Source organism: Nocardioides fonticola (assembly GCF_039536805.1).
GTDB lineage: Bacteria > Actinomycetota > Actinomycetes > Propionibacteriales > Nocardioidaceae > Nocardioides > Nocardioides fonticola.
Map to the genome: position 1 here is coordinate 1 of NZ_BAAAZH010000015.1, position 24,495 is coordinate 24,495.

Annotated in this window: 23 protein-coding genes; 20 read left to right on the forward strand and 3 right to left on the reverse strand. The window is 71.4% G+C overall.

The window, feature by feature from the left end; all coding sequences use genetic code 11:
• From ABD671_RS11585 to ABD671_RS11595, 3 genes are all read right to left on the reverse strand, one after another.
• The coding region (locus ABD671_RS11585) for a hypothetical protein (protein ID WP_344733528.1) at positions 1-340 on the reverse strand (340 nt) is incomplete at its 3' end.
• A gap of 88 nt (positions 341-428) precedes the next feature.
• Positions 429-992: a DUF6318 family protein gene (locus tag ABD671_RS11590; RefSeq protein ID WP_344733529.1), complete on the reverse strand. Its 564-nt coding sequence runs from the start codon at positions 990-992 to the stop codon at positions 429-431.
• A gap of 253 nt (positions 993-1,245) precedes the next feature.
• Complete coding sequence (locus ABD671_RS11595; RefSeq protein ID WP_344733530.1) at positions 1,246-2,472, reverse strand: DUF349 domain-containing protein; 1,227 nt, start codon at positions 2,470-2,472, stop codon at positions 1,246-1,248.
• Between the two features lie 73 nt (positions 2,473-2,545).
• Here ABD671_RS11595 and ABD671_RS11600 point away from each other — a divergent pair, with 73 nt between their 5' ends.
• From ABD671_RS11600 to ABD671_RS11695, 20 genes are all read left to right on the forward strand, one after another.
• The gene (locus ABD671_RS11600) at positions 2,546-3,256 is read left to right on the forward strand and encodes an MBL fold metallo-hydrolase (protein WP_344733531.1); all 711 of its coding nucleotides are present in this window, start codon (positions 2,546-2,548) and stop codon (positions 3,254-3,256) included.
• A 5-nt stretch (positions 3,257-3,261) separates the two neighbouring features.
• Positions 3,262-4,626 carry a histidine--tRNA ligase gene (hisS, locus tag ABD671_RS11605; RefSeq protein ID WP_344733532.1) on the forward strand — a complete coding sequence of 455 codons (1,365 nt, stop codon included), beginning with the start codon at positions 3,262-3,264 and terminating at the stop codon, positions 4,624-4,626.
• The gene (gene aspS / locus ABD671_RS11610) at positions 4,623-6,407 is read left to right on the forward strand and encodes an aspartate--tRNA ligase (RefSeq protein WP_344733533.1); all 1,785 of its coding nucleotides are present in this window, start codon (positions 4,623-4,625) and stop codon (positions 6,405-6,407) included. The genes hisS and aspS overlap by 4 nt, the downstream gene beginning before the upstream one ends.
• Before the next feature lie 189 nt (positions 6,408-6,596).
• On the forward strand, positions 6,597-7,607 hold the full coding sequence (locus tag ABD671_RS11615) for an ABC transporter permease (RefSeq protein WP_344733534.1): 1,011 nt from the start codon (positions 6,597-6,599) through the stop codon (positions 7,605-7,607).
• Positions 7,608-7,710: 103 nt separating this feature from the next.
• Positions 7,711-9,453 carry an ABC transporter substrate-binding protein gene (locus ABD671_RS11620; RefSeq protein WP_344733535.1) on the forward strand — a complete coding sequence of 581 codons (1,743 nt, stop codon included), beginning with the start codon at positions 7,711-7,713 and terminating at the stop codon, positions 9,451-9,453.
• A gap of 168 nt (positions 9,454-9,621) precedes the next feature.
• A complete protein-coding gene (locus tag ABD671_RS11625) occupies positions 9,622-10,635 on the forward strand; it encodes an ABC transporter permease (RefSeq protein WP_344733536.1) in 1,014 nt (337 codons plus the stop codon).
• Positions 10,636-10,664: 29 nt separating this feature from the next.
• Positions 10,665-11,708 (forward strand): ABC transporter ATP-binding protein, encoded by a 1,044-nt coding sequence (locus ABD671_RS11630; protein WP_344733537.1) that lies wholly within the window; start codon positions 10,665-10,667, stop codon positions 11,706-11,708.
• Positions 11,708-12,910 carry an ABC transporter ATP-binding protein gene (locus ABD671_RS11635; protein WP_344733538.1) on the forward strand — a complete coding sequence of 401 codons (1,203 nt, stop codon included), beginning with the start codon at positions 11,708-11,710 and terminating at the stop codon, positions 12,908-12,910. The genes ABD671_RS11630 and ABD671_RS11635 overlap by 1 nt, the downstream gene beginning before the upstream one ends.
• A 98-nt stretch (positions 12,911-13,008) precedes the next feature.
• On the forward strand, positions 13,009-14,400 hold the full coding sequence (locus tag ABD671_RS11640; protein WP_344733550.1) for a replication-associated recombination protein A: 1,392 nt from the start codon (positions 13,009-13,011) through the stop codon (positions 14,398-14,400).
• Between the two features lie 32 nt (positions 14,401-14,432).
• A complete protein-coding gene (locus ABD671_RS11645; protein ID WP_344733539.1) occupies positions 14,433-14,993 on the forward strand; it encodes a hypothetical protein in 561 nt (186 codons plus the stop codon).
• Positions 14,990-15,289 carry a DUF6167 family protein gene (locus tag ABD671_RS11650; protein WP_344733540.1) on the forward strand — a complete coding sequence of 100 codons (300 nt, stop codon included), beginning with the start codon at positions 14,990-14,992 and terminating at the stop codon, positions 15,287-15,289. The genes ABD671_RS11645 and ABD671_RS11650 overlap by 4 nt, the downstream gene beginning before the upstream one ends.
• Positions 15,289-17,964 (forward strand): alanine--tRNA ligase, encoded by a 2,676-nt coding sequence (gene alaS / locus ABD671_RS11655; RefSeq protein WP_344733541.1) that lies wholly within the window; start codon positions 15,289-15,291, stop codon positions 17,962-17,964. Before ABD671_RS11650 ends, alaS begins: the two co-directional genes overlap by 1 nt.
• Complete coding sequence (gene ruvX, locus ABD671_RS11660) at positions 17,964-18,434, forward strand: Holliday junction resolvase RuvX (protein ID WP_344733542.1); 471 nt, start codon at positions 17,964-17,966, stop codon at positions 18,432-18,434. The genes alaS and ruvX overlap by 1 nt, the downstream gene beginning before the upstream one ends.
• The gene (mltG, locus tag ABD671_RS11665) at positions 18,431-19,576 is read left to right on the forward strand and encodes an endolytic transglycosylase MltG (protein WP_344733543.1); all 1,146 of its coding nucleotides are present in this window, start codon (positions 18,431-18,433) and stop codon (positions 19,574-19,576) included. Before ruvX ends, mltG begins: the two co-directional genes overlap by 4 nt.
• An 11-nt stretch (positions 19,577-19,587) precedes the next feature.
• Positions 19,588-20,403 carry a shikimate dehydrogenase gene (locus ABD671_RS11670; RefSeq protein WP_344733544.1) on the forward strand — a complete coding sequence of 272 codons (816 nt, stop codon included), beginning with the start codon at positions 19,588-19,590 and terminating at the stop codon, positions 20,401-20,403.
• A gap of 4 nt (positions 20,404-20,407) precedes the next feature.
• The gene (locus tag ABD671_RS11675; protein ID WP_344733545.1) at positions 20,408-21,112 is read left to right on the forward strand and encodes a prepilin peptidase; all 705 of its coding nucleotides are present in this window, start codon (positions 20,408-20,410) and stop codon (positions 21,110-21,112) included.
• Positions 21,113-21,174: 62 nt separating this feature from the next.
• Entirely contained in the window at positions 21,175-22,353 is a 1,179-nt protein-coding gene (gene aroC, locus ABD671_RS11680) for a chorismate synthase (RefSeq protein ID WP_344733546.1), read from the forward strand.
• Positions 22,350-22,859, forward strand: coding sequence for a shikimate kinase (locus ABD671_RS11685; protein ID WP_344733547.1), 510 nt, complete (start codon positions 22,350-22,352; stop codon positions 22,857-22,859). Before aroC ends, ABD671_RS11685 begins: the two co-directional genes overlap by 4 nt.
• Positions 22,856-23,974 carry a 3-dehydroquinate synthase gene (gene aroB / locus ABD671_RS11690; RefSeq protein ID WP_344733548.1) on the forward strand — a complete coding sequence of 373 codons (1,119 nt, stop codon included), beginning with the start codon at positions 22,856-22,858 and terminating at the stop codon, positions 23,972-23,974. The genes ABD671_RS11685 and aroB overlap by 4 nt, the downstream gene beginning before the upstream one ends.
• Entirely contained in the window at positions 23,971-24,405 is a 435-nt protein-coding gene (locus tag ABD671_RS11695) for a type II 3-dehydroquinate dehydratase (RefSeq protein ID WP_344733549.1), read from the forward strand. The genes aroB and ABD671_RS11695 overlap by 4 nt, the downstream gene beginning before the upstream one ends.
• Positions 24,406-24,495 lie beyond the last annotated feature (90 nt).

A 24,495-nucleotide genomic window follows, 5' to 3' on the forward strand; every position in this document is an offset into this window, starting at 1 on the left:
TGACGGTGGAGGCGGGCCAGTCGAGGCGTTGGAAGGCGTGGTCGACGAGGGCGGGGGTGATGGTGGGTTGGCCGGTGGCGGCGGTGGCTGCTGCGGGGAAGAGGCAGCGTTGCCAGATCTGGTGCCAGGGGCCGTTGTCGGTGCTGTGTTCGAGGTAGACGAGGTAGGTGCCGGGGGGTGCGGCGCAGGTGGTGGGGATGGCGCAGATGCCGTTGTCGTATTGCTTGCAGGTCAGGGTGTAGCGGTAGCGCTCGTGGGGGGTGGGCGGGGGTAGCGCGGGGGCCTGGTGGCTCGCGGGTGCTTCGTGGCTTCCGAAGACGGTGCTCAGGCTGGCGCCCACTTCGTCATCACCATTCGTCGGCGGAGGCGTCGGATGACCGAGGGATAGTGCGCTCGCCAGGATGAGTGCTCCAGCGACGGTGCTCACGTCACTCCTCCACCAACTGGGTGAACTCAGACAGGTTCCACGCACGTCCATGTTCGAGCGTGAGCTTGAACCTGACGGGACCGCCGTCCAGGTGGTCAGGCTTCGATGTGGCCGACTTCTTGAAATCCGTGGCTTCGTAGGAGACGTCTACTACGTAGACGGCTGTTCCCGGCACGCTGGATACGCGCTTCAGCGATTCGACAGAGGCGCCCCCGCCTTTGACATAGCCGCCGGCGTTGTAGAAGCGGTCGATGGCCCCTGCCGTGCTTGCACAGGATTCGCAGCCCTTCGAGACGGCTCGGTAAGGCCCTGTGTCGCCGGTGTTCTGGGCGTACTTCTCGAGGGCGAACCAGCGTTCGATGAACTCGCGTGCGGTCTCGCCGAGTGGTGCTTGCGTGGGTGGAGTCGTCGGGGTGGGATCGACGGTCGGGGTGGTGCTGGTGGGTGCCGGTGCGGGGGGATCGGCGCTGGCGTCGCTGTCGCCGCCGCAGCCGGTGAGCCCGGCGAGTGCGGTCAGGGTGAGGGCGAGCAGGAGACCGGGCAGTGCCGGCGCGCGTGTGGGCATGGGGACCTCCCGAGATGAGGTGCCGGAATGCGGCTGCTCGGCAACCTACCCACGCGGGTGCGTCGGGGAAACGCCGTCCCGCGGGCCCTGTGGAGAGCGTCCCCGGGGCGAAGGGGCGCGGTTGGTGTGACGTTCTGCAGGTGAAACGCCCGATTTCGGCTGCACATCGTCACACCAGCGAAAGGTTCGGCGGTCAGCCGCCGAAACTTCCGGCGGTCGGCCGCCGAAACTTTCGTTCGTCCGACCGAGCGGCTCAGCCGAAGTCGGCCGAGGCCCGCTTCGCGGTCTCGAGGAACATCCGGCGGGACTCGAGGTTCTCCTCGAGCTCGCGGATCTTTTTCTCCTGTCCGGCGGCGCGGGCGGCGGCGAGGTCGTCCTCGACCTTCGCGATCGCGGCCTCGAGCTTGGAGATCATGTCGTCCGCGCGGGCCGACTTCTCCGGGTCGGAGCGGCGCCACTGGTCGTCCTCGACGGCGCGGATGGCCTGCTCGACCTTGCGGATGCGGCCCTCGAGGTCCTTCATCCGGTCGCGCGGGACCTTGCCGGCGGCGTCCCAGCGCTCGGCGATGTCGCGGAAAGCGCGCTTGGCGGCCTCCAGGTCGGTGACCGGCAGCAGCGCCTCGGCCTCGACGAGCAGGGCCTCCTTGACCTCGGCGTTCGCACCGAACTCCTGGTCCATGGCCGCGCTGGCGGCGTCGCGGGCGCCGAAGAAGGCGTCCTGCGCGCCCCGGAACCGCTTCCACAGGGCGTCGTCGATGTCGCGCGGGGCCGGGCCGGCGGCCTTCCACTGCTGCATGAGATCGCGGTACCGGCCGGCGGTGACGCCCCAGTCGGTGGAGGTGGCGAGCTCCTCGGCCTCGACGACGAGGCGCTCCTTGACCGCCTGGGCGGCCTCCCGCTTCGCGTTCAGCTCGGCGAAGTGGGCCTTGCGGCGCCGCGTGTAGGAGGTGCGTGCGGTGGAGAAGCGACGCCAGAGGGCGTCGTCCGAGGCGCGGTCGAGGCGCGGGATCTTCTTCCACTCGTCGAGCAGGTCGCGCAGCCGGTTCGCGCCGCCGCGCCAGTCGGAACCCTCGGCGATGACCTCCGCCTCGGCGACGAGCTTCTCCTTGGCCGCCTTCGCCTCCGCGCTGCGCTGGGCGCGCTCGGCCTTGCGGGCCTCGCGCTGCTCGGCGATCACCGGAGCCAGCGCGGTGAGGCGGGCCTCCAGGGAGGCGAGGTCGCCCACGGCGTTGGCCCCGACGACCTGCTCGCGCACCTTGTCGACCGAGCCGGTGGCCTCCTCCGGCGACAGCTTGCCCGAGGTCACCCGCTGCTCCAGCAGCGAGACCTCGAAGGCCAGCGCCTCGAACCGCTCGGTGAAGAAGGCCAGTGCCTCCTCGGGCGTGCCCTCGGGGTACTGCCCGACCGCCCGTTCACCGTCGGCGGTCTTCACGTAGACGGTGCGGTCGTCGTCGACTCGGCCCCACTCGTTGCTCGTCACACGCTCATCGTAGTGGGGGAAGGGCTGCGACCGCGGTGGGCCCGCGCCGAGTCCGGTCCACTAAGCTGCTGCGGTGCTGATCGCCGCCTTCCCCGCTGGTCCCTGGGCGACCAACTGCTACGTCGTCGCCACCAGCCCCGGCAGCGAGTGCGTCGTCGTCGATCCCGGCAAGGACGCCGCCGCGGGGGTGGCCGAGGTCGTGCGCGAGCACCGGCTCAAGCCGGTCTCGGTGCTCGTCACCCACGGCCACGTCGACCACATGTGGTGCGTCGCCCCGGTTGCCGGCACCTACGACGCCACCGCCTGGATCCACCCGGCCGACCGGCACCTGCTCAGCGACCCGATGGCCGGCATGTCCCGCGAGACCAGCCAGATGCTGCTCGGCGGCGCCTACCAGTGGGCCGAGCCGGACGACGTGCGCGAGCTCGCCGACGCCGACGAGCTCGAGCTGGCCGGGCTGCGCTTCGTCGTCGACCACACGCCGGGCCACACGCCCGGATCGGTCACCTTCCGCACCCCCTACGACGGCGAGGACATCTCGCAGGTCATGTTCGCCGGCGACCTGCTCTTCCAGGGATCGATCGGTCGTACCGACCTGCCCGGCGGCGACCATGCCGCGATGCTGCGCTCGCTGTCGGCGAAGGTCCTGACGCTGCCCGACGACGTCGTCGTCCTGCCCGGCCACGGCGACCAGACCTCGATCGGTCGCGAGCGCGTCACCAACCCCTACCTGCTCGATCTCGCCGAGGACGGCTCGGCGGGACGCGTGACCCGAGGTCTCTGACACCCATGGCCAAGCCCACCCCGCTCAGCGGGTTCCCCGAACTGCTGCCTGCCCAGCGCGTCGTCGAGCAGCAGGTGCTCGACACCCTGCGTCGTGTCTTCGAGCTGCACGGGTTCGCCAACATCGAGACCCGCGCCGTCGAGCCGCTCGACCAACTGCTGCGCAAGGGCGACACCTCCAAGGAGGTCTACCTTCTGCGCCGCCTGCACGAGGAGTCGGCCGAGGGTCACGCCGGCCTCGGCCTGCACTTCGACCTCACGGTGCCGTTCGCGCGTTACGTGCTCGAGCACGCCGGCAAGCTGGAGTTCCCCTTCCGCCGCTACCAGATCCAGAAGGTGTGGCGCGGCGAGCGGCCGCAGGAGGGCCGCTACCGGGAGTTCACCCAGGCCGACATCGACATCGTCGGCCGCGACGAGCTCGGCTTCCACCATGACGTCGAGGTCGCGCGGGTCATGCTCGACGCCCTGCGCCGCCTCGACTTCCTGCCGCCGTTCCGGCTCCAGGTCAACAACCGCAAGCTGATCCAGGGCTTCTACAGCGGGCTGGGCGCCACCGACACCGACGAGGTCATGCGGGTCGTCGACAAGCTCGACAAGCTGAGCACCGATCAGGTGCGCGCGCTGCTCGTCGACGAGGTCGGGCTCACGGGCGAGCAGGCCGACGCGTGCCTGGCGTTGGCCACGATCCGCAGCACCGACGACTCCTTCGTCGCGCGGGTGCGCGAGCTCGGCGTCGAGCACCCGCTGCTCGACGAAGGGCTGACCGAGCTCGCCGCGGTCGTCCGCGGCTGCGCGCCGCTGGCCGCGCACGCCGACGGCAAGGTGAGCATCGAGGCCGACCTCTCCATCGCGCGCGGGCTCGACTACTACACCGGCACCGTGTTCGAGACCCGCCTGGCCGGCCACGAGTCGCTCGGGTCGATCTGCTCGGGCGGACGCTACGACGCGCTGGCCACCGACGGCCGGACGACGTACCCCGGCGTCGGCATCTCCCTCGGCGTGAGCCGGGTCCTGGTGCCGCTGCTCGGCTCCGGCGCGCTGGTCGCCGACCGCACCGTGCCGAGCGCCGTCCTCGTCGCCCTGCTGGACGACGACGCCCGCGAGGCCGCCGATGCCATCGCCGACGCCCTGCGGGCGCGCGACATCCCGTGCGAGGTAGCGCCGAGCCCGCAGAAGTTCGGCAAGCAGATCCGCTACGCCGAGCGGCGCGGCATCCCCTACGTCTGGTTCCCGCAGGACGACGGCGGCCACCAGGTCAAGGACATCCGCACCGGCAATCAGGTGGACGCCGACCCGGCCACCTGGACACCATCGAGTTCCGACCTGCGCCCGCAGGTCGTCATCAGCCCATCGGAGGAGACCACCCCGTGATCCGCACCCACGACGCCGGCGCGCTGCGCGCCGAGCACGCAGGCCAGACCGTCACCCTCGCCGGGTGGGTGGCCCGTCGGCGCGATCACGGCGGTGTGGCGTTCCTCGATCTGCGCGAGGCCAGCGGCGTCGTCCAGGTCGTCGTGCGCGACGAGGAGGTCGCCCACAGCCTGCGCAGCGAGTTCTGCATCAAGGTCGTCGGCGAGGTGAGCCTGCGCCCGGACGGCAACGCCAACCCCAACCTGCCCTCGGGCGAGATCGAGGTCATCGCCAGCGAGGTCGAGGTGCTCAGCACTGCGGCGCCGTTGCCGTTCCCGATCGACGACGCCGCCCAGGGCGGCGGCGAGGTCGGCGAGGAGACCCGCCTGAAGTACCGCTACCTCGACCTGCGCCGCAGCGGCCCGGCCGCGGCCATCCGGCTGCGCTCGCGCATCAACGCCGCCGCCCGCGAGGTGCTCGGCGCGCGCGACTTCGTCGAGGTCGAGACGCCCACGCTCACCCGCTCCACCCCCGAGGGCGCCCGCGACTTCCTCGTGCCCGCTCGTCTGCGCCCGGGCAGCTGGTACGCGCTCCCGCAGAGCCCGCAGCTGTTCAAGCAGCTCCTGATGGTCGGCGGCCTCGAGCGGTACTACCAGATCGCCCGCTGCTACCGCGACGAGGACTTCCGCGCCGACCGGCAGCCGGAGTTCACCCAGCTCGACATCGAGATGAGCTTCGTCGAGCAGAGCGACGTCATCGAGCTGATGGAGGCCGTGCTCAGCCGCATGTGGGCCGAGATCGGCTACGAGATCCCCACGCCGATCCCGCACATGACCTACGCCGACGCCATGCGGCGCTTCGGCTCCGACAAGCCCGACCTGCGCATGGGTCAGGAGCTCGTCGAGTGCACCGAGTACTTCGCCGAGACCACGTTCCGGGTCTTCCAGGCCGAGTATGTCGGCGCCGTCGTCATGCCCGGCGGCGCCTCGCAGCCCCGCAAGCAGCTCGACGCCTGGCAGGAGTGGGCCAAGCAGCGCGGCGCCCGCGGCCTCGCCTACGTCCTGGTGGGGGAGGACGGCGAGCTCGGCGGCCCCGTCGCCAAGAACCTCTCCGACGCCGAGAAGGCCGGTCTGGCCGCCCATGTGGGCGCGCAGCCGGGCGACTGCATCTTCTTCGGTGCCGGCGCCACCAAGTCGACCCGTGGCCTCCTCGGTGCCGCGCGCCTGGAGATCGGACGCCGCTGCGGCCTCATCGACGAGTCCCAGTGGGCCTTCGTCTGGGTCGTCGACGCTCCGCTGTTCGAGCCGGCCTCGGACGCCGTCGCCTCGGGCGACGTGGCGGTCGGTGCGGGCGCCTGGACGGCCGTGCACCACGCCTTCACCTCGCCCCAGGACGTCGAGAACTTCGACGCCGACCCCGGCAACGCCCTGGCCTGGGCCTACGACATCGTCTGCAACGGCGTCGAGCTCGGCGGCGGATCCATCCGTATCCACCGCGACGACCTCCAGCGGCGGGTCTTCAAGGTGATGGGCATCGACGAGGCCGAGGCGCAGGAGAAGTTCGGCTTCCTCCTCGACGCCTTCGCCTTCGGCGCCCCGCCGCACGGCGGCATCGCGGTGGGTCTCGACCGCATCTGCGCGATGCTGGCCGGGGCCGAGTCGATCCGCGAGGTCATCGCCTTCCCGAAGTCCGGCGGGGGATTCGACCCGCTCACGGCGGCGCCTGCGCCGATCACGGCCCAGCAGCGCAAGGAGGCCGGTGTCGACGCCGCGCCCGCGGAGGATCTCGCTCCGAAGGGGTGACCGACCGGACGAACCGCGCGTTCGGTCGTCCCAAGGGTCGAGACCAGATCGTTATTGCGGGGTGATCGCTCCTGGGGTGCGGCTCGCCTAGAGTCGCCTCGGCGCCGCGCACCTGCGCGCGCCGGTCAGGGGGGTCACCATGCCCCCGCCCCACGGCCGCTACCGCGGCACGAGGACGACAGAGGTGTCATGACGGTTCAGGCCTCCAACCTGGAGAGCGAGCAGATCCCCGACCCGACCGCGGTCGAGACCGCGGGCGGCGGGGCCGTCGCCGGCAAGTCGCCGGGGCGTCTGGCGCTCGAGAGGTTCCGCAAGGACCGGTTGTCGATGGTCTCGGCCGTCGTCGTGGCGATCTACATCCTCCTCGCGATCGTGGCGCCGCTCCTCGTGCACTTCAAGGTGCTCGACCCGCAGACGTTCCACCAGGACCTCCTCAACGCCGACACGCTGCCGGAGGGGTCCTTCGGCGGCATCAGCGCCTCGCACCCGCTCGGTGTCGAGCCGGGCACCGGCCGCGACGTGCTGAGCCGCATCGTCTACGGCATCACGTTCTCCCTCGCCGTCGCGATCGCAGCCACGATGGTCACGATGATCGTCGGCACGGTCATGGGCATCATCTCGGGTTTCGCCGGCGGCTGGACCGACAGCGTCATCGGCCGCTTCATCGACCTGACCCTCTCGTTCCCGCAGACCCTGATGCTGCTGGCGCTCTCGGACCAGGGCGTCAGCCTCCTGGCCGACGTCCTCCCGGGCGAGTCGACCGACCCGCTCCCGAACGGCGCCTACATCGTGCTGGTGCTCGGGCTCTTCGGCTGGCCGAGCATCGCCCGTGTCATTCGCGGTCAGGTGCTGACGATCCGTGAGCGGGAGTTCGTCGAGGCCGCGAAGCTCTTCGGGGCGCCGCGCCGGCGGATCTACTTCAAGGAGATCCTGCCGAACCTCTGGGCACCGCTGCTCGTCAACTTCACCCTCATCATGCCGCTCTACATCTCGGCCGAGGCGGCGCTCGCCTTCCTCGGTGTCAGCATCCCCCCGCCCACACCGACGCTGGGCAACATCCTGACCGGCTCCCTGAACTACGCCCAGGCCGACTTCCTGTTCTTCTCGGCCCCGGCTGTCCTGATCATGATCATCGTCGTCTGCTTCAACCTGCTCGGCGACGGGATCCGCGACGCACTGGACCCGAAGTCCGCCCAGTGACCCATCGGTCGGGCGCCGCCGGCGCCCGACCCCCCAGATATCGGCGATACGGAGTCGCCGAGGTGCCGCCGCTCGAGGCGCGACACTCACCCAAGGAGAAGGAATGTTCACTCATCGCAAGCGGTTGCTCGCCAGCACCGCAGTCGCCGCGCTCGCGGCGTCCCTCGCCGCGTGCGGCGGCGGCAGCAGCGACAACGGTTCGTCGTCCGGCGACTCCACGGAGGCCAAGGCCGGCGGCACGCTGAACTACTACATCTTCGCGCCCTACGAGCACGTCGACCCGCAGCGCACCTACGTCGGCGTCGAGCTGACGAACTTCCGCCGCACGGTCTACCGCAGCCTGGTGGCGTTCCCGATCTCCCAGGACCCCGACGTCGCGAACACGCCGGTCCCCGACCTGGCCACCGACACCGGCACCGCCAACGCCGACTCCACCCAGTGGTCCTTCACCATCAAGGACGGCGTGAAGTGGGAGGACGGCAAGGCGATCACGTGTGAGGACTTCAAGTACGGCGCCTCGCGTGTCTTCGCGACCGACGTCATCACCGGTGGTCCGAACTACCTGCTGACCTACCTCGACATCCCCACCGACCCGAAGACCGGCCTGCCGGCCTACGACGGTCCGTACAAGGGCGACGGCCAGGACCTCTTCGACAAGGCGATCACCTGCGACGGCAACACGATCACCTACAAGTTCAAGAAGCCGTGGCCCGACTTCCCGCTGGCGGTCGCCGGTCTGTCGATGATGGACCCGTACCGCGAGGACAAGGACCAGGGCAACAAGTCGAACTACCAGATCTTCTCCAACGGTCCTTACAAGATCGAGGGAAGCATGTGGAACAAGAACAAGGGCGCGCTCTTCGTTCGCAACGAGAACTACGACCCCTCGACCGACTCCACCGACATCCGCAAGGCGCTGCCGGACGAGATCAACTTCAACGTGGGCCAGACCACCGAGACGATCTACGACCAGCTGATCGCCGACTCCGGTGACGCGCAGTACGCGATCACCAGCCAGCGGGTCCCCCCGGCGTACTACTCGCAGATCACCGGCGCCGTCGCCGACCGCTCGACCCTGGTGCCCTCGCCGTACGTCGACTACCTGGTGCCCAACGTGCGTCGCATCGACAACGTCGACGTCCGCAAGGCGCTGGCCATGGCCACCAACAAGGCCGGCTGGATCGAGGCCGGTGGTGGCGAGAAGGCCTACACCCCCGCCGACTCGATCGTGAACCCGGCCGTCGTCGGCTACCAGCCGAACCCGGCCTTCGCCGACATCCCCGACGAGGGTGACCCGGACGCCGCGAAGAAGATGCTCGAGGACGCCGGCGTCACGCTGCCGTACCCGATCAAGTTCACCTACCCGCAGTCCGACACCATGGACAAGATGGCCGCCGCTCTCAAGCAGACCTGGGACGCCGCCGGCTTCGACACCACCCTCGACCCGCTGGGCGACACGTACTACGACGTCATCCAGAAGCCCGACAAGGACAGCGACATCGTCTGGGCGGGTTGGGGTTCGGACTGGCCCTCGGCCATCACCGTCACCCCGCCGCTGTTCGACAGCCGTCCGAACCTGAGCGCCGCCTCCGACGGCCAGGACTACGGCGGTTACAAGAGCGACGCGTTCAACAAGCTGGTCGACGCCGCTCAGGGCGCTGCCTCGCTCGACGAGCAGACCAAGGCGCTCCAGGAGGCCGACGCGGTGCTCGGTGAGGATGTCGCGTACATCCCGCTCGAGATCTCGCAGTTCTACTTCCTGCACGGCTCGAAGGTCGTCGGCTTCACCACGACGCCGGCCTCCAGCAGCTACCCCGACCTCGGCGCCATCGGCGTCGAGAACTGATCGGCGTAGCTCCGACGCAGTAGGCCGGGCGGTCGCCTCGCGCGACCGCCCGGCTCTCGGGGTGGGGATGCCTCCGGTGTCCCCACCCCGCACCATGTCGCCGCCCGGGAGATCCCCGCAGCGACGGCAGGGCACACGACCCCGAACACTTGAGGTGGTTCCTCCCGCATGTTGGCCTACATCGTCCGGCGCCTGTTCATCGGCGTGATCATGCTGCTGGTCATGAGCATGGTGACCTTCGTGCTCTTCTTCTCCACCGGCGATCCCGCGCGTCGCGCGTGCGGCAAGAACTGCTCGCTGGCGCAGATCGAGCAGACGAAGAAGTCGCTGGGCTACGACAAGCCGCTGGTGAGCCAGTGGACCGACTTCCTCGAAGGCATCGTGAAGGGACGACAGTTCCCCGACGACCCGGTGCTGCGCGAGAGGAACCCGGAGCAGGTCGTCGACTGCGCCGCTCCGTGCCTGGGCTACTCGGTGGTCAACGTGGCGACGGTGAACGAGGAGATCAAGGAGTCCTTCCCGGTCTCCCTGTCCCTCGCCCTCATCGCCCTCATCATGTGGGTGACCGGCGGCGTGCTGCTCGGCGTCTTCGCCGCCGTGTTCAAGGGATCGATCCTCGACCGCGGCGTCGTCGGCCTCTCCCTGATCTTCTACGCCTTCCCGACCTTCTTCATCGGCGTCTTCCTGTTGAAGTTCCTGGCGATCAAGTGGGGGCTGACACCGGTGCCCTCCTACACGCCGATCGCCGAGGCGGGCGTCTTCACCTGGCTCAACAACCTCCTGCTTCCCGCGCTCACCCTCGCCCTGGTCTACATGGCCGGCTACGTGCGCATCACCCGCGCCTTCGTGCTGGAGTCGATGAGCGAGGACTACGTCCGAACCGCTCGCGCGAAGGGCCTCCCGAACCGGGTCGTGCTCGTCAAGCACAGCGTCCGTGCGGCGCTCACGCCGTTGGTCACCATGGTCGGCCTCGACTTCGCCGGCCTCGTGGGCGGCGCGATCATCACCGAGACGGTCTTCAACTTCAACGGCCTGGGCAAGCTGGCCGTGCAGTCGATCCAGACCAAGGACCTGCCCACGATGGTCGGCCTGGTGCTGCTGCTCGGCGCCTTCGTGATCGTGGCCAACATCATCGTCGACGTGCTGTACGCCGTCATCGACCCCCGCGTGCGGGTCGGCTGAGGGGGCGAGTGAGAGAGATGAGCGAGAGCATGAGCTTCCTGTCGGTCCAGGACCTCAAGGTCCACTTCCCGACCCAGGACGGCGTCGTCAAGGCCACCGACGGCCTCTCCTTCGACCTGCAGAAGGGTCAGACCCTCGGCATCGTGGGCGAGTCGGGCTCGGGCAAGTCGGTGTCGAGTTCCACGATCCTCGGCCTGCACCGACGCACTCGCGCCAAGGTCAGCGGCCAGATCCTCCTGGAGGGCACCGACCTGCTGACCATCTCCGATGAGGAGATGCGCCAGCGTCGCGGCAAGGACGTCGCGATGATCTTCCAGGACCCGCTCTCGGCGATGCACCCGTACTACACGGTGGGCAACCAGATCGCCGAGGCCTACCGCGTGCACAACGACGTCTCGAAGAGGGCGGCCCGCACGCGCGCCATCGAGATGCTCGACCGGGTCGGCATCCCGCAGCCCGACCGACGCGTCGACGACTACCCGCACCAGTTCTCCGGCGGCATGCGGCAGCGCGCGATGATCGCGATGGGGCTGATCAACAACCCCGGCCTGCTCATCGCCGACGAGCCGACGACCGCGCTCGACGTGACGGTGCAGGCGCAGATCCTCGACCTGCTCCAGGACCTCCAGCGCGAGTTCGACTCCGCGATCATCATCATCACCCACGACCTCGGCGTCGTCGCCGAGATGGCCGACAACGTGCTGGTGATGTACGCCGGGCGCGCGGTCGAGTACGGCGCCTGCAAGGAGATCCTCACGCACCCGGAGATGCCCTACACGTGGGGTCTGCTCTCGAGCGTGCCCGACGTCGCCGGCGACACCGAGGCCAAGCTCCTGCCGATCCCCGGCAACCCGCCGAGCCTGCTCAACCCGCCGTCCGGCTGCGCCTTCCACCCGCGCTGCACCCACCGCGACAAGGTCCAGGGCGATCTGTGCACCACGCAGCTGCCCGACCTGGTGCCCGGCCCGCGGGGCGGCACCCACCTCAAGCGGTGCCACATCGCCAACCCGGACGTCATCTACGCGCAGGAGATCCTGCCCGAGATCGCCCCCGACCTGGTCGAGGAGCTGTGATGGACGCCGTGACCACCCCGACCGCGACGCAGGAGAACCGAAGCACCGTGCCCGCCGAGAACGGCCGTCCGCTCCTCGAGGTCGAGGACCTCCAGATGTACTTCCCGGTGAAGTCGTCGGGAGTCATCCGCCGCACCATCGGCCACGTGCAGGCCGTCGACGGCGTGTCGTTCCAGCTGGGTGCGGGCCAGTCCCTCGGCCTCGTGGGCGAGTCGGGTTGCGGCAAGTCCACCACCGGTCGCCTGATCACCCGGCTCTACGAGCCGACCGGTGGCGCGGTGCGGTTCGAGGGTGAGGACATCACCGCGTACTCGGCCAAGCGTCTCCAGCCGCTGCGCCGGGAGATCCAGATGATCTTCCAGGACCCCTACACCTCGCTGAACCCGCGGCACACGGTCGGCTCGATCGTCGGCGCGCCGCTGGCGATCCACAACGTGGTGCCGAAGAACAAGATCCTCGCCCGGGTGCAGGAGCTCCTCGAGATCGTGGGTCTGAACCCCGAGCACTACAACCGCTACCCGCACGAGTTCTCCGGCGGTCAGCGCCAGCGCATCGGCATCGCCCGGGCGCTGACCCTCCAGCCGAAGCTGCTCGTGGCCGACGAGCCGGTCTCCGCGCTCGACGTCTCCATCCAGGCGCAGGTCATCAACCTTCTGCAGGACCTGCAGAAGGAATTCGGGATCGCGTTCCTCTTCATCGCCCACGACCTCGCGGTGGTGCGTCACTTCTGCCCCGAGGTCGCGGTGATGTACCTGGGCAAGATCGTCGAGATCGCCGACCGCGAGTCGCTCTACGACCGCCCGGCGCACCCCTACAGCCAGGCGCTGCTCTCCGCCGTCCCCGACGTCCGGCAGGCCGCCATCGGTGGACGCCGTGAGCGCATCCGTCTGACCGGCGACGTGCCCAGCCCGATCAACCCGCCCTCGGGCTGCCGCTTCCGTACGCGCTGCCCGATCGCGCAGGAGATCTGCGCCAAGGTCGAGCCGCCGCTGCTGCAGATCGGTCCGCGGCACAAGGTCGCCTGCCACTTCCCGGGCGAGCTGGGCAAGCAGCCCGACAAGCCGATCACCGCGCGCATGCTCGGGGTCGACGACAACGGCACGCCCGACCCGGGCGCCGAGCCGGTGGCCGACCTCGGCAACCGCCCCGGTTACGGCGACACCTGGTTCGACCTGACGAACAAGACCATCGTCCACGGCTGAGCTCTTACCGGAGTCGTGCGTCGGGCCGGATCCCCCCTCGGAGGGTCCGGCCCGATGCCGTCGCGGCGTCCTCGGCTGGTTGACTAGCCGCCATGGCCATGGACGAGACCGACGGGCTCTTCGACGTCCCCGGCGCCTCGCGGGCCCGGGGGAGCGGTGGATCGCTCGAGGCCAACACCCACGAGTCGGCGCCCCTGGCGGTGCGCATGCGACCGCGCACGCTCGACGAGCTCGTCGGTCAATCCCAGCTGCGCGAGCCCGGTTCGCCGCTGCGTCAGCTCATCGACGACCAGCGCTCGCTCTCCCTGCTGCTGTGGGGCCCGCCCGGCACGGGCAAGACGACGATCGCGGCCATCGTGTCGGGCCAGACCGACCGCCGGTTCGTGGAGATCTCGGCGGTCTCCGCCGGGGTGAAGGAGGTGCGGGCCGCCATCGAGGGCGCCCGCGCCGAACTGGTCGGCACCGGTCGGGAGACCGTGCTCTTCGTCGACGAGGTGCACCGCTTCTCCAAAGCCCAGCAGGACGCCCTGCTGCCCGGCGTGGAGAACCGGTGGGTGACGCTCGTCGCCGCGACGACCGAGAACCCCTTCTTCTCCGTGATCTCCCCCCTGCTCTCCCGATCGCTGCTGCTGCGACTGGAGTCGCTGACCGACGACGACATCCGCGACGTCGTCGAGCGGGCGCGCGTCGACGAACGCGGCCTGGCCGGAGCGGTCGAGATCGACGAGGCTGCCCGCGACCACCTCGTCCGACTCGCCGGCGGCGACGCCCGCCGGGCGCTCACCTACCTCGAGGCCGCCGCCGGCGCGGCCGCGGCCCGCGGCGTCACCACGATCGACCTGGCCACCGCCGAGACGGCCGCCGACCAGGCTGCCGTCCGCTACGACCGGCAGGGCGATCAGCACTACGACGTCACCAGCGCCTTCATCAAGTCCGTGCGCGGCTCCGACGCCGACGCCGCCCTGCACTACCTCGCGCGGATGATCGAGGCGGGGGAGGACCCGCGCTTCATCGCCCGCCGGCTGGTCATCCTGGCCAGCGAGGACATCGGCCTGGCCGATCCGACCGCGCTCACGACCGCGGTCGCCGCGGCCCAGGCCGTGCAGCTCATCGGGATGCCCGAGGCCGGTCTCAACCTCGCCCACGCGACCATCGCGCTGGCGGTGGCCCCGAAGTCCAACGCCGTCACGACCGCGCTCGGGGCGGCCACGGCCGACGTGCGGGCCGGACGGATCGGCGCCGTGCCGCCGCACCTGCGCGACGGGCACTACGCGGGCGCGAAGAAGCTCGGGCACGCCTCGGGCGCCGCCACGCCCTACCGCTACAGCCACGACGAGCCGTTCGGGATCGCCGAACAGCAGTACCTGCCCGACGTCGTCGCCGACGCCGCCTACTACCAACCGACCTCCCACGGCGCCGAGGCGGGCGTCAAGGAGCGCTGGGAGCGGGTGCGCCGCATCATCCGCGGAGGCGTCACGGGCGGGCGGTGAGGCCGGGCTCCGCCACGATAGGCTCGGGGATCGTGACCGAGGAGTGGGGCGTGCCGGCGTGGCTCGCGGTGCTGGCCGTCGTGGCCCTGGCATCGCTGCTCGTGGCGACCCTGCGCCTCACCCGCGAGATCGCCGACCACCGCCACCTCCTCGCCGCGCTGCGCGACGAGGTCGCGCGCCGCTCCCTCGCCCAGGCCGAGACCGCCGACCGGCTCGCCCGCGTCGAACGCCGGTTGGCACGGCTGCACCAGAACGCCGACGCCGAGTTCGTCATCACCGATCTCGGTGATCTCTCCGGCCTCGGCGACCCCGGCGAGCACCCGCTGGACGCCGAGGTGCCCGCTGCGCCGCAGCAGGTCGTCAGCATCGAAGGGCCGCTCTTCGCCGACCTCGTGCTGCGCGAGTCCGTCGTCCAGGTGGCCTCGTTCGCCCAGGGCCTGCGACGCGCCCTCTCACCCGAGACCCGCAACCGCATCCGCTTCGAGATGCGCCGCGAGGTCAAGCGCTCGCGTCGTCAGCGCCGCCAGGAGACCCGCCTCGCCCGGCGGGCCTGGGAGGCCCAGCAGCGGCGCCGGGAGACGGTGGCGCCGTGAGCCGCAGCTTCTGGTTCGCGGCCGGTGCGGGGGCCGCGGTCTACACGATGGTGCGCGTGCGACGCGCCGCGGAGATCCTCACCGCCGACGGCCTGGCCGACCGGCTGAGCGCCGTCCGTCTCGGTGCCCGCCTCGTGCGCGAGGAGATCGCGCAGGGCAAGGCCGAGGCCGAAACCGACTTGCGGCGCCGCCTCGGGGTGGCGCCTCCTGGTACCCCGCTCGAGCTCACGGCCCGGGCGACCCACGACGACCCGGCGCCGCCGCGCGGCCCGGCAGGACAGGAAGGCACGATCTGATGGAGACCGCGGAGATCCGGCGCCGCTTCATCGCTCACTTCGAGCGCAACGGCCACGCGGTGGTGCCCTCGGCGTCCCTCCTGCTCGACGACCCCAACCTGCTGTTCGTCAACGCGGGCATGGTGCCGTTCAAGCCCTACTTCCTGGGCCAGGAGACCCCGCAGTGGTCGACGGCCACGAGCGTGCAGAAGTGCGTGCGCACCCTCGACATCGAGGAGGTCGGCAAGACCACCCGCCACGGCACCTTCTTCCAGATGTGCGGCAACTTCTCCTTCGGCGACTACTTCAAGGAAGGCGCCATCCGCTTCGCCTGGGAGCTGGTCACCGGCTCGGTCGAGGACGGCGGCTACGGCTTCGACCCCGAGAAGATCTGGGTGACGGTGCTCCCGAGCGACACCGAGGCCAAGGAGCTGTGGCACACCGTCGCGGGCCTGCCCTACGAGCGCATCCAGGAGCGCGGCCTGAAGGACAACTACTGGAACATGGGCGTGCCCGGCCCCGGCGGCCCGTGCTCGGAGATCTACATCGACCGCGGCCCCCAGTACGGTCCCGACGGCGGCCCGAACGCCGACGAGGACCGCTTCCTGGAGATCTGGAACCTCGTGTTCATGCAGGAGGAGCTCTCCGCTGTCCGCGCGAAGGACGACTTCGACGTCGCGGGCCCGCTGCCGGCCAAGAACATCGACACCGGCATGGGCCTGGAGCGGGTCGCCTACCTGCTCCAGGGCAAGGAGAACATGTACGAGATCGACGAGGTCTTCCCCGTCATCGAGCGTGCCTCCGAGCTCACCGGCAAGCGGTACGGCGCCGACGAGGGCGACGACGTCCGCTTCCGCGTGGTGGCCGACCACATCCGCTCCGCCCTCATGCTCATCAACGACGGCGTCACGCCGGGCAACGAGGCCCGCGGCTACGTGCTGCGGCGGCTGCTGCGCCGCGCGATCCGCTCGATGCGTCTGCTCGGCTACGACGGCAAGGCGCTGCCCGAGCTGCTGCCGGTCAGCAAGGAGCGCATGAAGGCCTCCTACCCCGAGCTCGAGGCGAACTTCGAGCGCATCACGCGCGTCGCGTACGCCGAGGAGGACGCCTTCCGCAAGACGCTCGCGGCGGGCACCCAGATCTTCGACCAGGCCGCCACCGAGACCAAGGACGCCGGCCAGACCCGGCTCTCGGGCGCCAAGGCGTTCGCGCTGCACGACACCTACGGCTTCCCGATCGACCTCACCCTCGAGATGGCCTCCGAGGCCGGCCTCAGCGTGGATGAGGAGGGCTTCCGCGCCCTCATGGCCGAGCAGCGCGAGCGCGCCAAGGCCGACGCGAAGTCGAAGAAGGGCCAGCACGCCGACACCGGCGTCTACCGCGGCATCCTCGACGAGCACGGCCCGACCACGTGGCTGGCCTACGAGACCCTCGAGACCGAGTCGAAGGCGCTGGCCCTGCTCTCCGGCGGCGCGCCGGCGGCGTCCCTGGGTGCCGGTGAGATCGGCGAGCTGGTGCTCGACCGCACGCCGTTCTACGCCGAGTCCGGCGGTCAGGCCGCCGACGCCGGCATCATCGAGTTCGACGGCGGACGCCTCGAGGTGCTCGACGTGCAGCGTCCTGTGCGCGGGCTCGTCGTCCACCAGGTGCGGGTCGTCGACGGCGAGTTCGCCCCGGGCAGCGCCCTGCACGCCCGGGTCGACCCGGAGTGGCGCATCGGCGCGCGCCAGGCGCACTCGGGCACCCACGTGGTGCACGCCGCGCTCCGGGAGGTGCTCGGCCCCACCGCCCTGCAGGCCGGTTCCTACAACCGGCCCGGCTACCTGCGTCTCGACTTCGGCTGGACCACCGGCCTGAGCGAGGCCCAGGTGCGCGACATCGAGCAGGTCAGCAACCAGGCGCTGCGCGCCGACCTGCCCGTGAGCTGGCAGTACATGACCCTGCCCGAGGCCCGCGACTGGGGCGCGATCGCGCTCTTCGGCGAGACCTACGACGAGTCGAAGGTGCGCGTCGTGGAGATCGGCGGCCCCTGGTCGCGCGAACTGTGCGGTGGCACCCACGTCGACCACTCCTCCCAGATCGGCACCGTCGTCGTCACCGGCGAGTCCTCGGTCGGCTCGGGCAACCGCCGCATCGAGGCGCTCACCGGCGTCGAGGGCTTCGCCTACCTCGCCCGCGAGCGTGACGTCGTCGGCCAGCTCACCGGCCTGCTCAAGACCCAGCCCGACGAGCTCGTCGGCCGCATCGGCGACCTCCTCGACCGGCTCAAGGCCGCGGAGAAGGAGATCGAGAAGGTGCGCCTGGCGCAGCTGCTCGCCGCCGGCGGCGAGCTCGCGGCCGGTGCCCAGCAGGTCGGCCCCGTCAAGGTCGTCGCGCACCGCGTCGACGGCGCCGGCGGCGGCGACGTCCGCACCCTCGCGCTCGACGTGCGCGGTCGCCTGCCGCAGGGCGAGCCCGGCGTCGTGGTGATCCTCGGCGTCGAGGACGGCAAGGTCGCCGTCGTGGCCGCGACCAACGACGAGGCCCGCGCCCGCGGCGTCTCGGCCAACGACCTCGTGCGCGTCGTCGGCGGACTGCTCGGCGGCAAGGGCGGTGGCAAGGACGACGTCGCCCAGGGCGGCGGCACCGAGGTCGCGAAGGTCGACGAGGCGCTGGCGCTGGTGGTGGCCGAGGTCGGCCGCGTCGCGGCCGGCTGATGCGCCACGGCGTCCGGCTCGGGATCGACCCCGGAGACGCCCGGATCGGCGTCGCCCGCAGCGACCCGTCCGGGTTCCTCGCGACCCCGGTCGAGACGGTGCGCCGCGGCAAGGGCGACATCGCCCGGATCGCGGCCATCGTGGCCGAGATCGAGCAGGACTCCACCGTGCTCGAGGTCGTCGTGGGCCTGCCCCGCTCGCTGAGCGGCGGCGAGGGACCCGCTGCGGTGAAGGTGCGCGAGTTCGTCGCCGTCCTGGCCCGTCGACTCGCGCCACTGCCGGTACGGCTGGTCGACGAGCGTCTGACCACCGTCTCGGCGGAGGCTATGCTGCGCGATCACGGCCGCAAGGGCGCCCAGCGTCGCGCCGTCGTCGACCAGGCGGCCGCCGTCCTGATCCTCCAGCACGCGCTGGACACCGAACGAGCCACCGGCACACCGCCGGGGGAGAGCGTCGAGGAGAGCCGATGACCGAGCAGGGCGAGGGGTTCCTCCCCGAGGGACTCCCCGACGGCGGTCGGCGTCGACGTCGCAAGAGCCGACTGCCCGGCTGTCTCGCCGCGCTCGTCGCGCTGGCCGTGGTCGTCGGCGGGCTCTACTGGGGCGGCACGAAGACCGTCGGGTGGCTCGAGGACCGCCTCGGTGGCGGCGCCGACTACGCCGGGCCGGGCCGGGGCTCGGTCAGCGTGGAGGTGAAGTCGGGCGACACCGCCACCGACATCTGCCGCACGCTGGCTGCCGAGGACGTCGTCGCGTCGGTCGACGCCTGCATCTCCGCCGCGAACGCGAACCCCGACTCCACCGGCATCCAGGTCGGCTTCTACGACCTCAAGAAGCAGATGAAGGCGGCCGACGCCATCGACGTGCTCGTCGACCCGGCGAACCTGGTGGCCGACAAGGTGACCATCCCCGAGGGGCTCACGGTCGAGCAGATCGTGGCGATCCTGGCGGAGAAGACGAATTTCAAGAAGGCCGCCTTCGACAAGGTGCTCGCGAACCCGGGCGACCTCGACCTCCCGGCCTACGCGAACGGCGACCCCGAGGGCTACCTCTTCCCCTCCACCTACAGCTTCGGTCCGAAGGCCACGCCGCTGGAGATGCTCCAGGCGATGGTCGAGCGCTGGCGTCAGGCCGCGGACGACGCCGGCCTGGAGCAGGCCGCGAAGAAGCTCGGCTACACGCCCGCCGAGCTGATGACGGTGGCCAGCCTGGTGCAGGCCGAGGGCCGCGGGTCTGACATGCCCAAGATCGCCCGCGTCATCTACAACCGCGTCGAGACCACCGGCGCTCCCACCTACGGACTCCTCCAGATCGACGCCACGATCAACTACGCCCTCAAGCGCTCCCTCGTCGCGGTGCCGAGCACCGACGACCTCGACGTCGACTCGCCGTACAACACCTACCGCAACGCCGGTCTGCCGCCGGGGCCGATCGAGGCCCCCGGCGACGACGCGCTCCAGGCCGCCGCGAACCCGGCCGCGGGCGACTGGCTGTTCTACGTCACGGTCAACCTCGCCACCGGCGAGACCAAGTTCACTGCCGACTACGACCAGTTCCTGACCTACAAGCAGGAGCTCCAGCAGTACTGCGCCACGCAGTCCGACCGCTGCTGAACGGCCCGACGATGCGTTGCGCCGTCCTGGGCGACCCCATCGAGCACTCGCTCTCGCCGGTGCTGCACCGCGCGGGTTACGCGGCCGTCGGGCTCGACTGGAGCTACGACCCGGTGCGCGTCGACGGGGCCGGGCTCGCCGCGTTCCTCGACGGTCTCGATACCGACTGGCGCGGACTGTCGCTGACGATGCCACTCAAGCGCACCGTGATGCCGCTGGCCACCAGCATCAGCGACCGTGCCCGCTGGGTCGGCGCGGCCAACACCGTGGTGCTCACCGCGGACGGCGGCCGGCATGCCGACAACACCGACCTGCCCGGCGCCATGGCGGCCGTGCGCGAGCGCTACGACGGCCCCGTCGAGGCCGGCGCGATCCTCGGCGGCGGCGCCACGGCGGCCTCCACCGGGCTCGCCCTGTGCGAGCTGGGCGCCCGCGAGATCACGGTGCTGGCCCGCTCGCCCGAGCGTGCCGAGGAGACCCGGCGGGTGATCGCAGCCCATCCCGCCGCCCCACGGGTCGAGGTGGCGGGCCTGGACGCCGTCCCGGTCGCCGACGTGCTCGTCTCGACCGTCCCGGTGGCGGCGCAGACGCCGGAGATCGTGGCCCGCTGGAGCAACGTGGCGGTGGTCTTCGAGGTCGTCTACGACCCCTGGCCCACACCGTTCGCCTCCGCCGCGGTGTCCTCCGGTGCCGTGCTGGTGGGCGGGCTCGATCTGCTGGTGCATCAGGCGGCGATCCAGTTCACGGCGTTCACCGGCGTCCCGGCGCCGCTGGCGGCGATGCGGGCCGCCGGTGAGGAGGCGCTCGCCGCCCGGAGCCGGGGCTGAGGTCGTGACGCTCGCGCTCGGCATCGCCGCGGTGGTGCTGTGCGCCCTGGCCGGAGCGCTGTCGCCCGCGATCGTGCGCCGGCTGCCGCCACCGGCCGCGGACGCCGGCGAGCGGCCCGCCGACGAGCCCGCGCCGCCGTCCTATCCCGAGGTGGCGGCCTCCCCGTGGTTCGCCCCGGCGGCGGCCCTCGGCAGCGCCGGGGGAGCAGCGCTCGTCTGCCTGCGCCTGGACGCCGGGTGGGACTGGGCCGTCGTGCTGCCCGCCGTCCCCGTGCTGGTGGTGCTCGCCCTCGTCGACGCCCGCACCCGGCTGCTGCCGTCGCGACTGGTGCTCCCCGCGACCGGTCTCGCATTGGCCGTCACGGTGACCGAGGCAGTGATCGCCGACGACCGGGCTCCCGCCGTCGGCGGCCTGATCGGCCTGGTCGCCGTGCGGACGGCGTTCTGGCTGCTGTGGTGGCTGCACTCCGCGGGGCTCGGGTTCGGCGACGTCCGGCTGGCGGGGCTGCTGGGTCTGCTGTTGGGGCGGCTCGGCCTCGCCGAGACCTTCGTCGGCCTCTACGCGGCGTTCGTGCTGTTCGCCGTCCCGGGGCTGGTCTGGGCGCTGGTGCGCCGCGACCGGTCGCTGCTGAAGCGGGCCTACCCGTTCGGCCCGTTCCTGGTGCTCGGTGCCTTCGTCGGCATCGCCCTCGGCCCGCTGTGGAAGTAGCGATGATCTCGCCCCCGGCGCTCGGTGCGGGGTACGTGAGACGCGCGTGAAACACTGAGCCCATGCTGCGTTGGCTCACTGCGGGCGAGTCCCACGGCCCGTCACTGGTCGCGATCCTGGAGGGGCTGCCCGCCCACGTCCGGATCACCACCGAGGAGATCTCCGACTCCCTCGCGCGCCGCCGTCTTGGCCACGGCCGCGGTGCGCGCATGAAGTTCGAGCAGGACGAGGTCACGATCTCCGGCGGCGTCCGTCACGGCGAGACCCAGGGCGGCCCGGTCGCGATCATCGTCGGCAACACCGAATGGCCCAAGTGGGAGAAGGTCATGGCGGCCGACCCGGTCGACGCCGACGAGCTCGAGGCGCTGGCGCGCAACGCCGCCCTCACCCGCCCGCGGCCCGGCCACGCCGACCTCGTGGGCATGCAGAAGTACGACTTCACCGAGGCCCGGCCCATCCTCGAGCGCGCCTCGGCCCGCGAGACCGCGGCCCGCGTGGCGCTGGGTCGCGTGGCGTCCAACTTCCTCGAGCAGGCCACCGGTGCCCGCATCGTCTCCCACGTCGTCGAGCTCGGCGGCGTCCCGGCACCGGCCGGCCTCGTGCCAGCCCCCGACGACGTCGAGCGCCTCGACGCCGACCCCGTGCGCTGCCTCGACCCCGAGGCCAGCGCGGCGATGGTGGCCCGCATCGAGCAGGCCCACAAGGACGGCGACACGCTCGGCGGCGTCGTCGAGGTCGCCGTCCACGGGCTCCCGCCGGGCCTCGGCTCGCACGTGCACTGGGACCGGCGCCTCGACGCGCGGCTCGCCAGCGCCCTCATGGGCATCCAAGCGATCAAGGGCGTCGAGGTCGGCGACGGCTTCCTGCTCGCCGCGACCCCCGGCTCGCAGGCTCACGACGAGATCGTCAGCACCGACGAGGGCCTGCGGCGCACGTCGGGCCGCTCCGGCGGCACCGAGGGCGGCATGAGCACCGGCGAGATCCTGCGCGTGCGCGCCGCGATGAAGCCGATCGCCACCGTGCCCCGGGCGCTGCGCACCGTCGACGTCGCCACCGGCGAGGCCGCCGTGGCCCACCACCAGCGCTCCGACGTCTGCGCCGTCCCGGCGGCCGGCATCGTCGCCGAGGCGATGGTCGCCCTCGTGCTGGCCGAGGCCGTGCTGGAGAAGTTCGGCGGCGATTCGGTGGGCGAGACCCGCCGCAACGTCGAGAGCTACCTGGGCTCGCTGAGGTACCGGTGAGCCCGCGGGCGGTGCTGATCGGCCCGATGGGGGCCGGCAAGACCACCGTCGGCCGGCTCCTGGCGCAGCGGTGGGGCGTCTCGGTGCGCGACACCGACGCCGACATCGAGGCCGCCGAGGGCCGCAGCGTCTCCGACATCTTCGTCGACTCCGGCGAGCCCTACTTCCGCGAGCGCGAGCGCGAGGCCGTGGCCCGGGCCCTGGCCGAGCACGACGGCGTCCTCGCCCTCGGCGGTGGCGCGGTGCTCGACCCCGACACGCGTGCCGCGCTGGTCGGGCACCCCGTCGTCTTCCTGCGGGTCGGGCTCTCGGACGCCGCGTCGCGGGTCGGCCTGGGCACCTCCCGGCCGCTCCTGCTCGGCAACGTGCGCGGCCGCATGAAGCAGCTGCTCGACGAGCGCACCCCCATCTACGAGGCAGCGGCCACCGTCGCCGTCGACACCGACGGCCGGACGCCGGCCGAGGTCGCCGACGCCGTCGAGGCCGCGCTGGAGGAGGCCCGATGACCACCGACGCGACCGTCCTGCCCGTCCGGGGTGCCGCGCCCTACGACGTCGTCATCGGCCACGGTGTCAGCGCGCGTGTGGTCGACCTGCTCGGCGACGCGCCCACCCGGGTGGCCCTCGTCGTCTCCGACACCCTGCGCGGGCTCGCCGCGCCGATCGAGAAGGCGCTGGCCGAGCGGTACGCGCTCACCGTCATCGAGATCCCCGAGGGCGAGCAGGCCAAGGCGGCCGCTACCGCGATCACCTGCTGGGAGGCCCTCGGCGAGGCCGGTTTCACCCGCTCCGACGCCGTCGTCACCTTCGGCGGCGGCGCCACCACCGACCTCGGCGGCTTCGTGGCCGCCACCTGGCTGCGCGGCGTCCGCGTCGTGCACGTGCCGACCACGCTGCTGGCGATGGTCGACGCCGCCGTCGGCGGCAAGACCGGCATCAACACCGGCGCCGGCAAGAACCTCGTCGGATCGTTCTTCGAGCCCAGCGGCGTGCTCTGCGACCTCGCCTTCCTCGCCTCGTTGCCGCACGCCGAACTCGTCGCCGGCATGGGCGAGGTCGTCAAGTGCGGCTTCATCGCCGACCCCGAGATCCTGCGGCTCGTCGAGCAGACCCCCGACGTCGACGCCGTCCTCGACCCCGCCGGCCCGGTGCTGCGCGAGCTGGTCGAGCGGGCGATCGCGGTGAAGATCGACGTCGTCGTCGCCGACCTCAAGGAGACCGGGGGCGCCGACGGCCACCCGGGTCGCGAGGTGCTCAACTACGGCCACACCCTCGCCCACGCGATCGAGCGCGCCGAGGACTACGGCATCCGGCACGGCGAGGCGGTGGCCATCGGCTGCGTCTTCGTCGCCGAGGTGGCGCACCGCTCCGGTCTGCTGTCGGCCGCCACGCTCGAGCGGCACCGCACCGCCTTCGGGCGGGTCGGCCTGCCGATCGGCTACGACGCGGCCGCCTTCGCCGACCTGCTCGCCACGATGCGGGTCGACAAGAAGTCGCGCGGCGCGCAGCTGCGACTCATCGTGCTCGAGGAGTCCGACGGCGTCCTGTCACCGCGGGTGCTCGCCGCTCCCGACGAACAGGTGCTGGCTGAGTCCTACGCCGCGCTGGGGAGCGCGTCATGAGCCGCGTGCTGGTCCTCAACGGCCCGAACCTCGGCCGGCTCGGACGCCGTCAGCCGGAGATCTACGGCTCGACGACGCACGCCGAACTCGCCGACCTGTGCGTCGCGTGGGGGGCCGAGCTCGGCCTGGACGTCGAGGTGCGTCAGACCAACCACGAGGGCGTCATGGTCGACTGGCTGAACGAGGCCGCCGACGACGGGTGCGCCGTCGTCCTCAACGCCGCCGCGTGGACCCACTACTCCTACGCGATCTACGACGCCTGCGCCCAGCTGACCGGCCCGCTCGTCGAGGTGCACATCAGCGAACCGAAGCAGCGCCCCGAGGTCTTCCGCCACACCTCGGTCATCACCCCCCACGCCGTCCAGGTGGTCGCCGGACTCGGGATCGACGGGTACCGCGTGGCGCTCGGGGTGGTCGCGGAGCGGGGCTGAGGGGTGCGGGAGTTTCCCCGCGCGGTTCCTGGGGGTGAGTGCAACACCGGCCGAGTGAGGGGTGTGTTGCATGTCGGGTCTGGTGTTCTC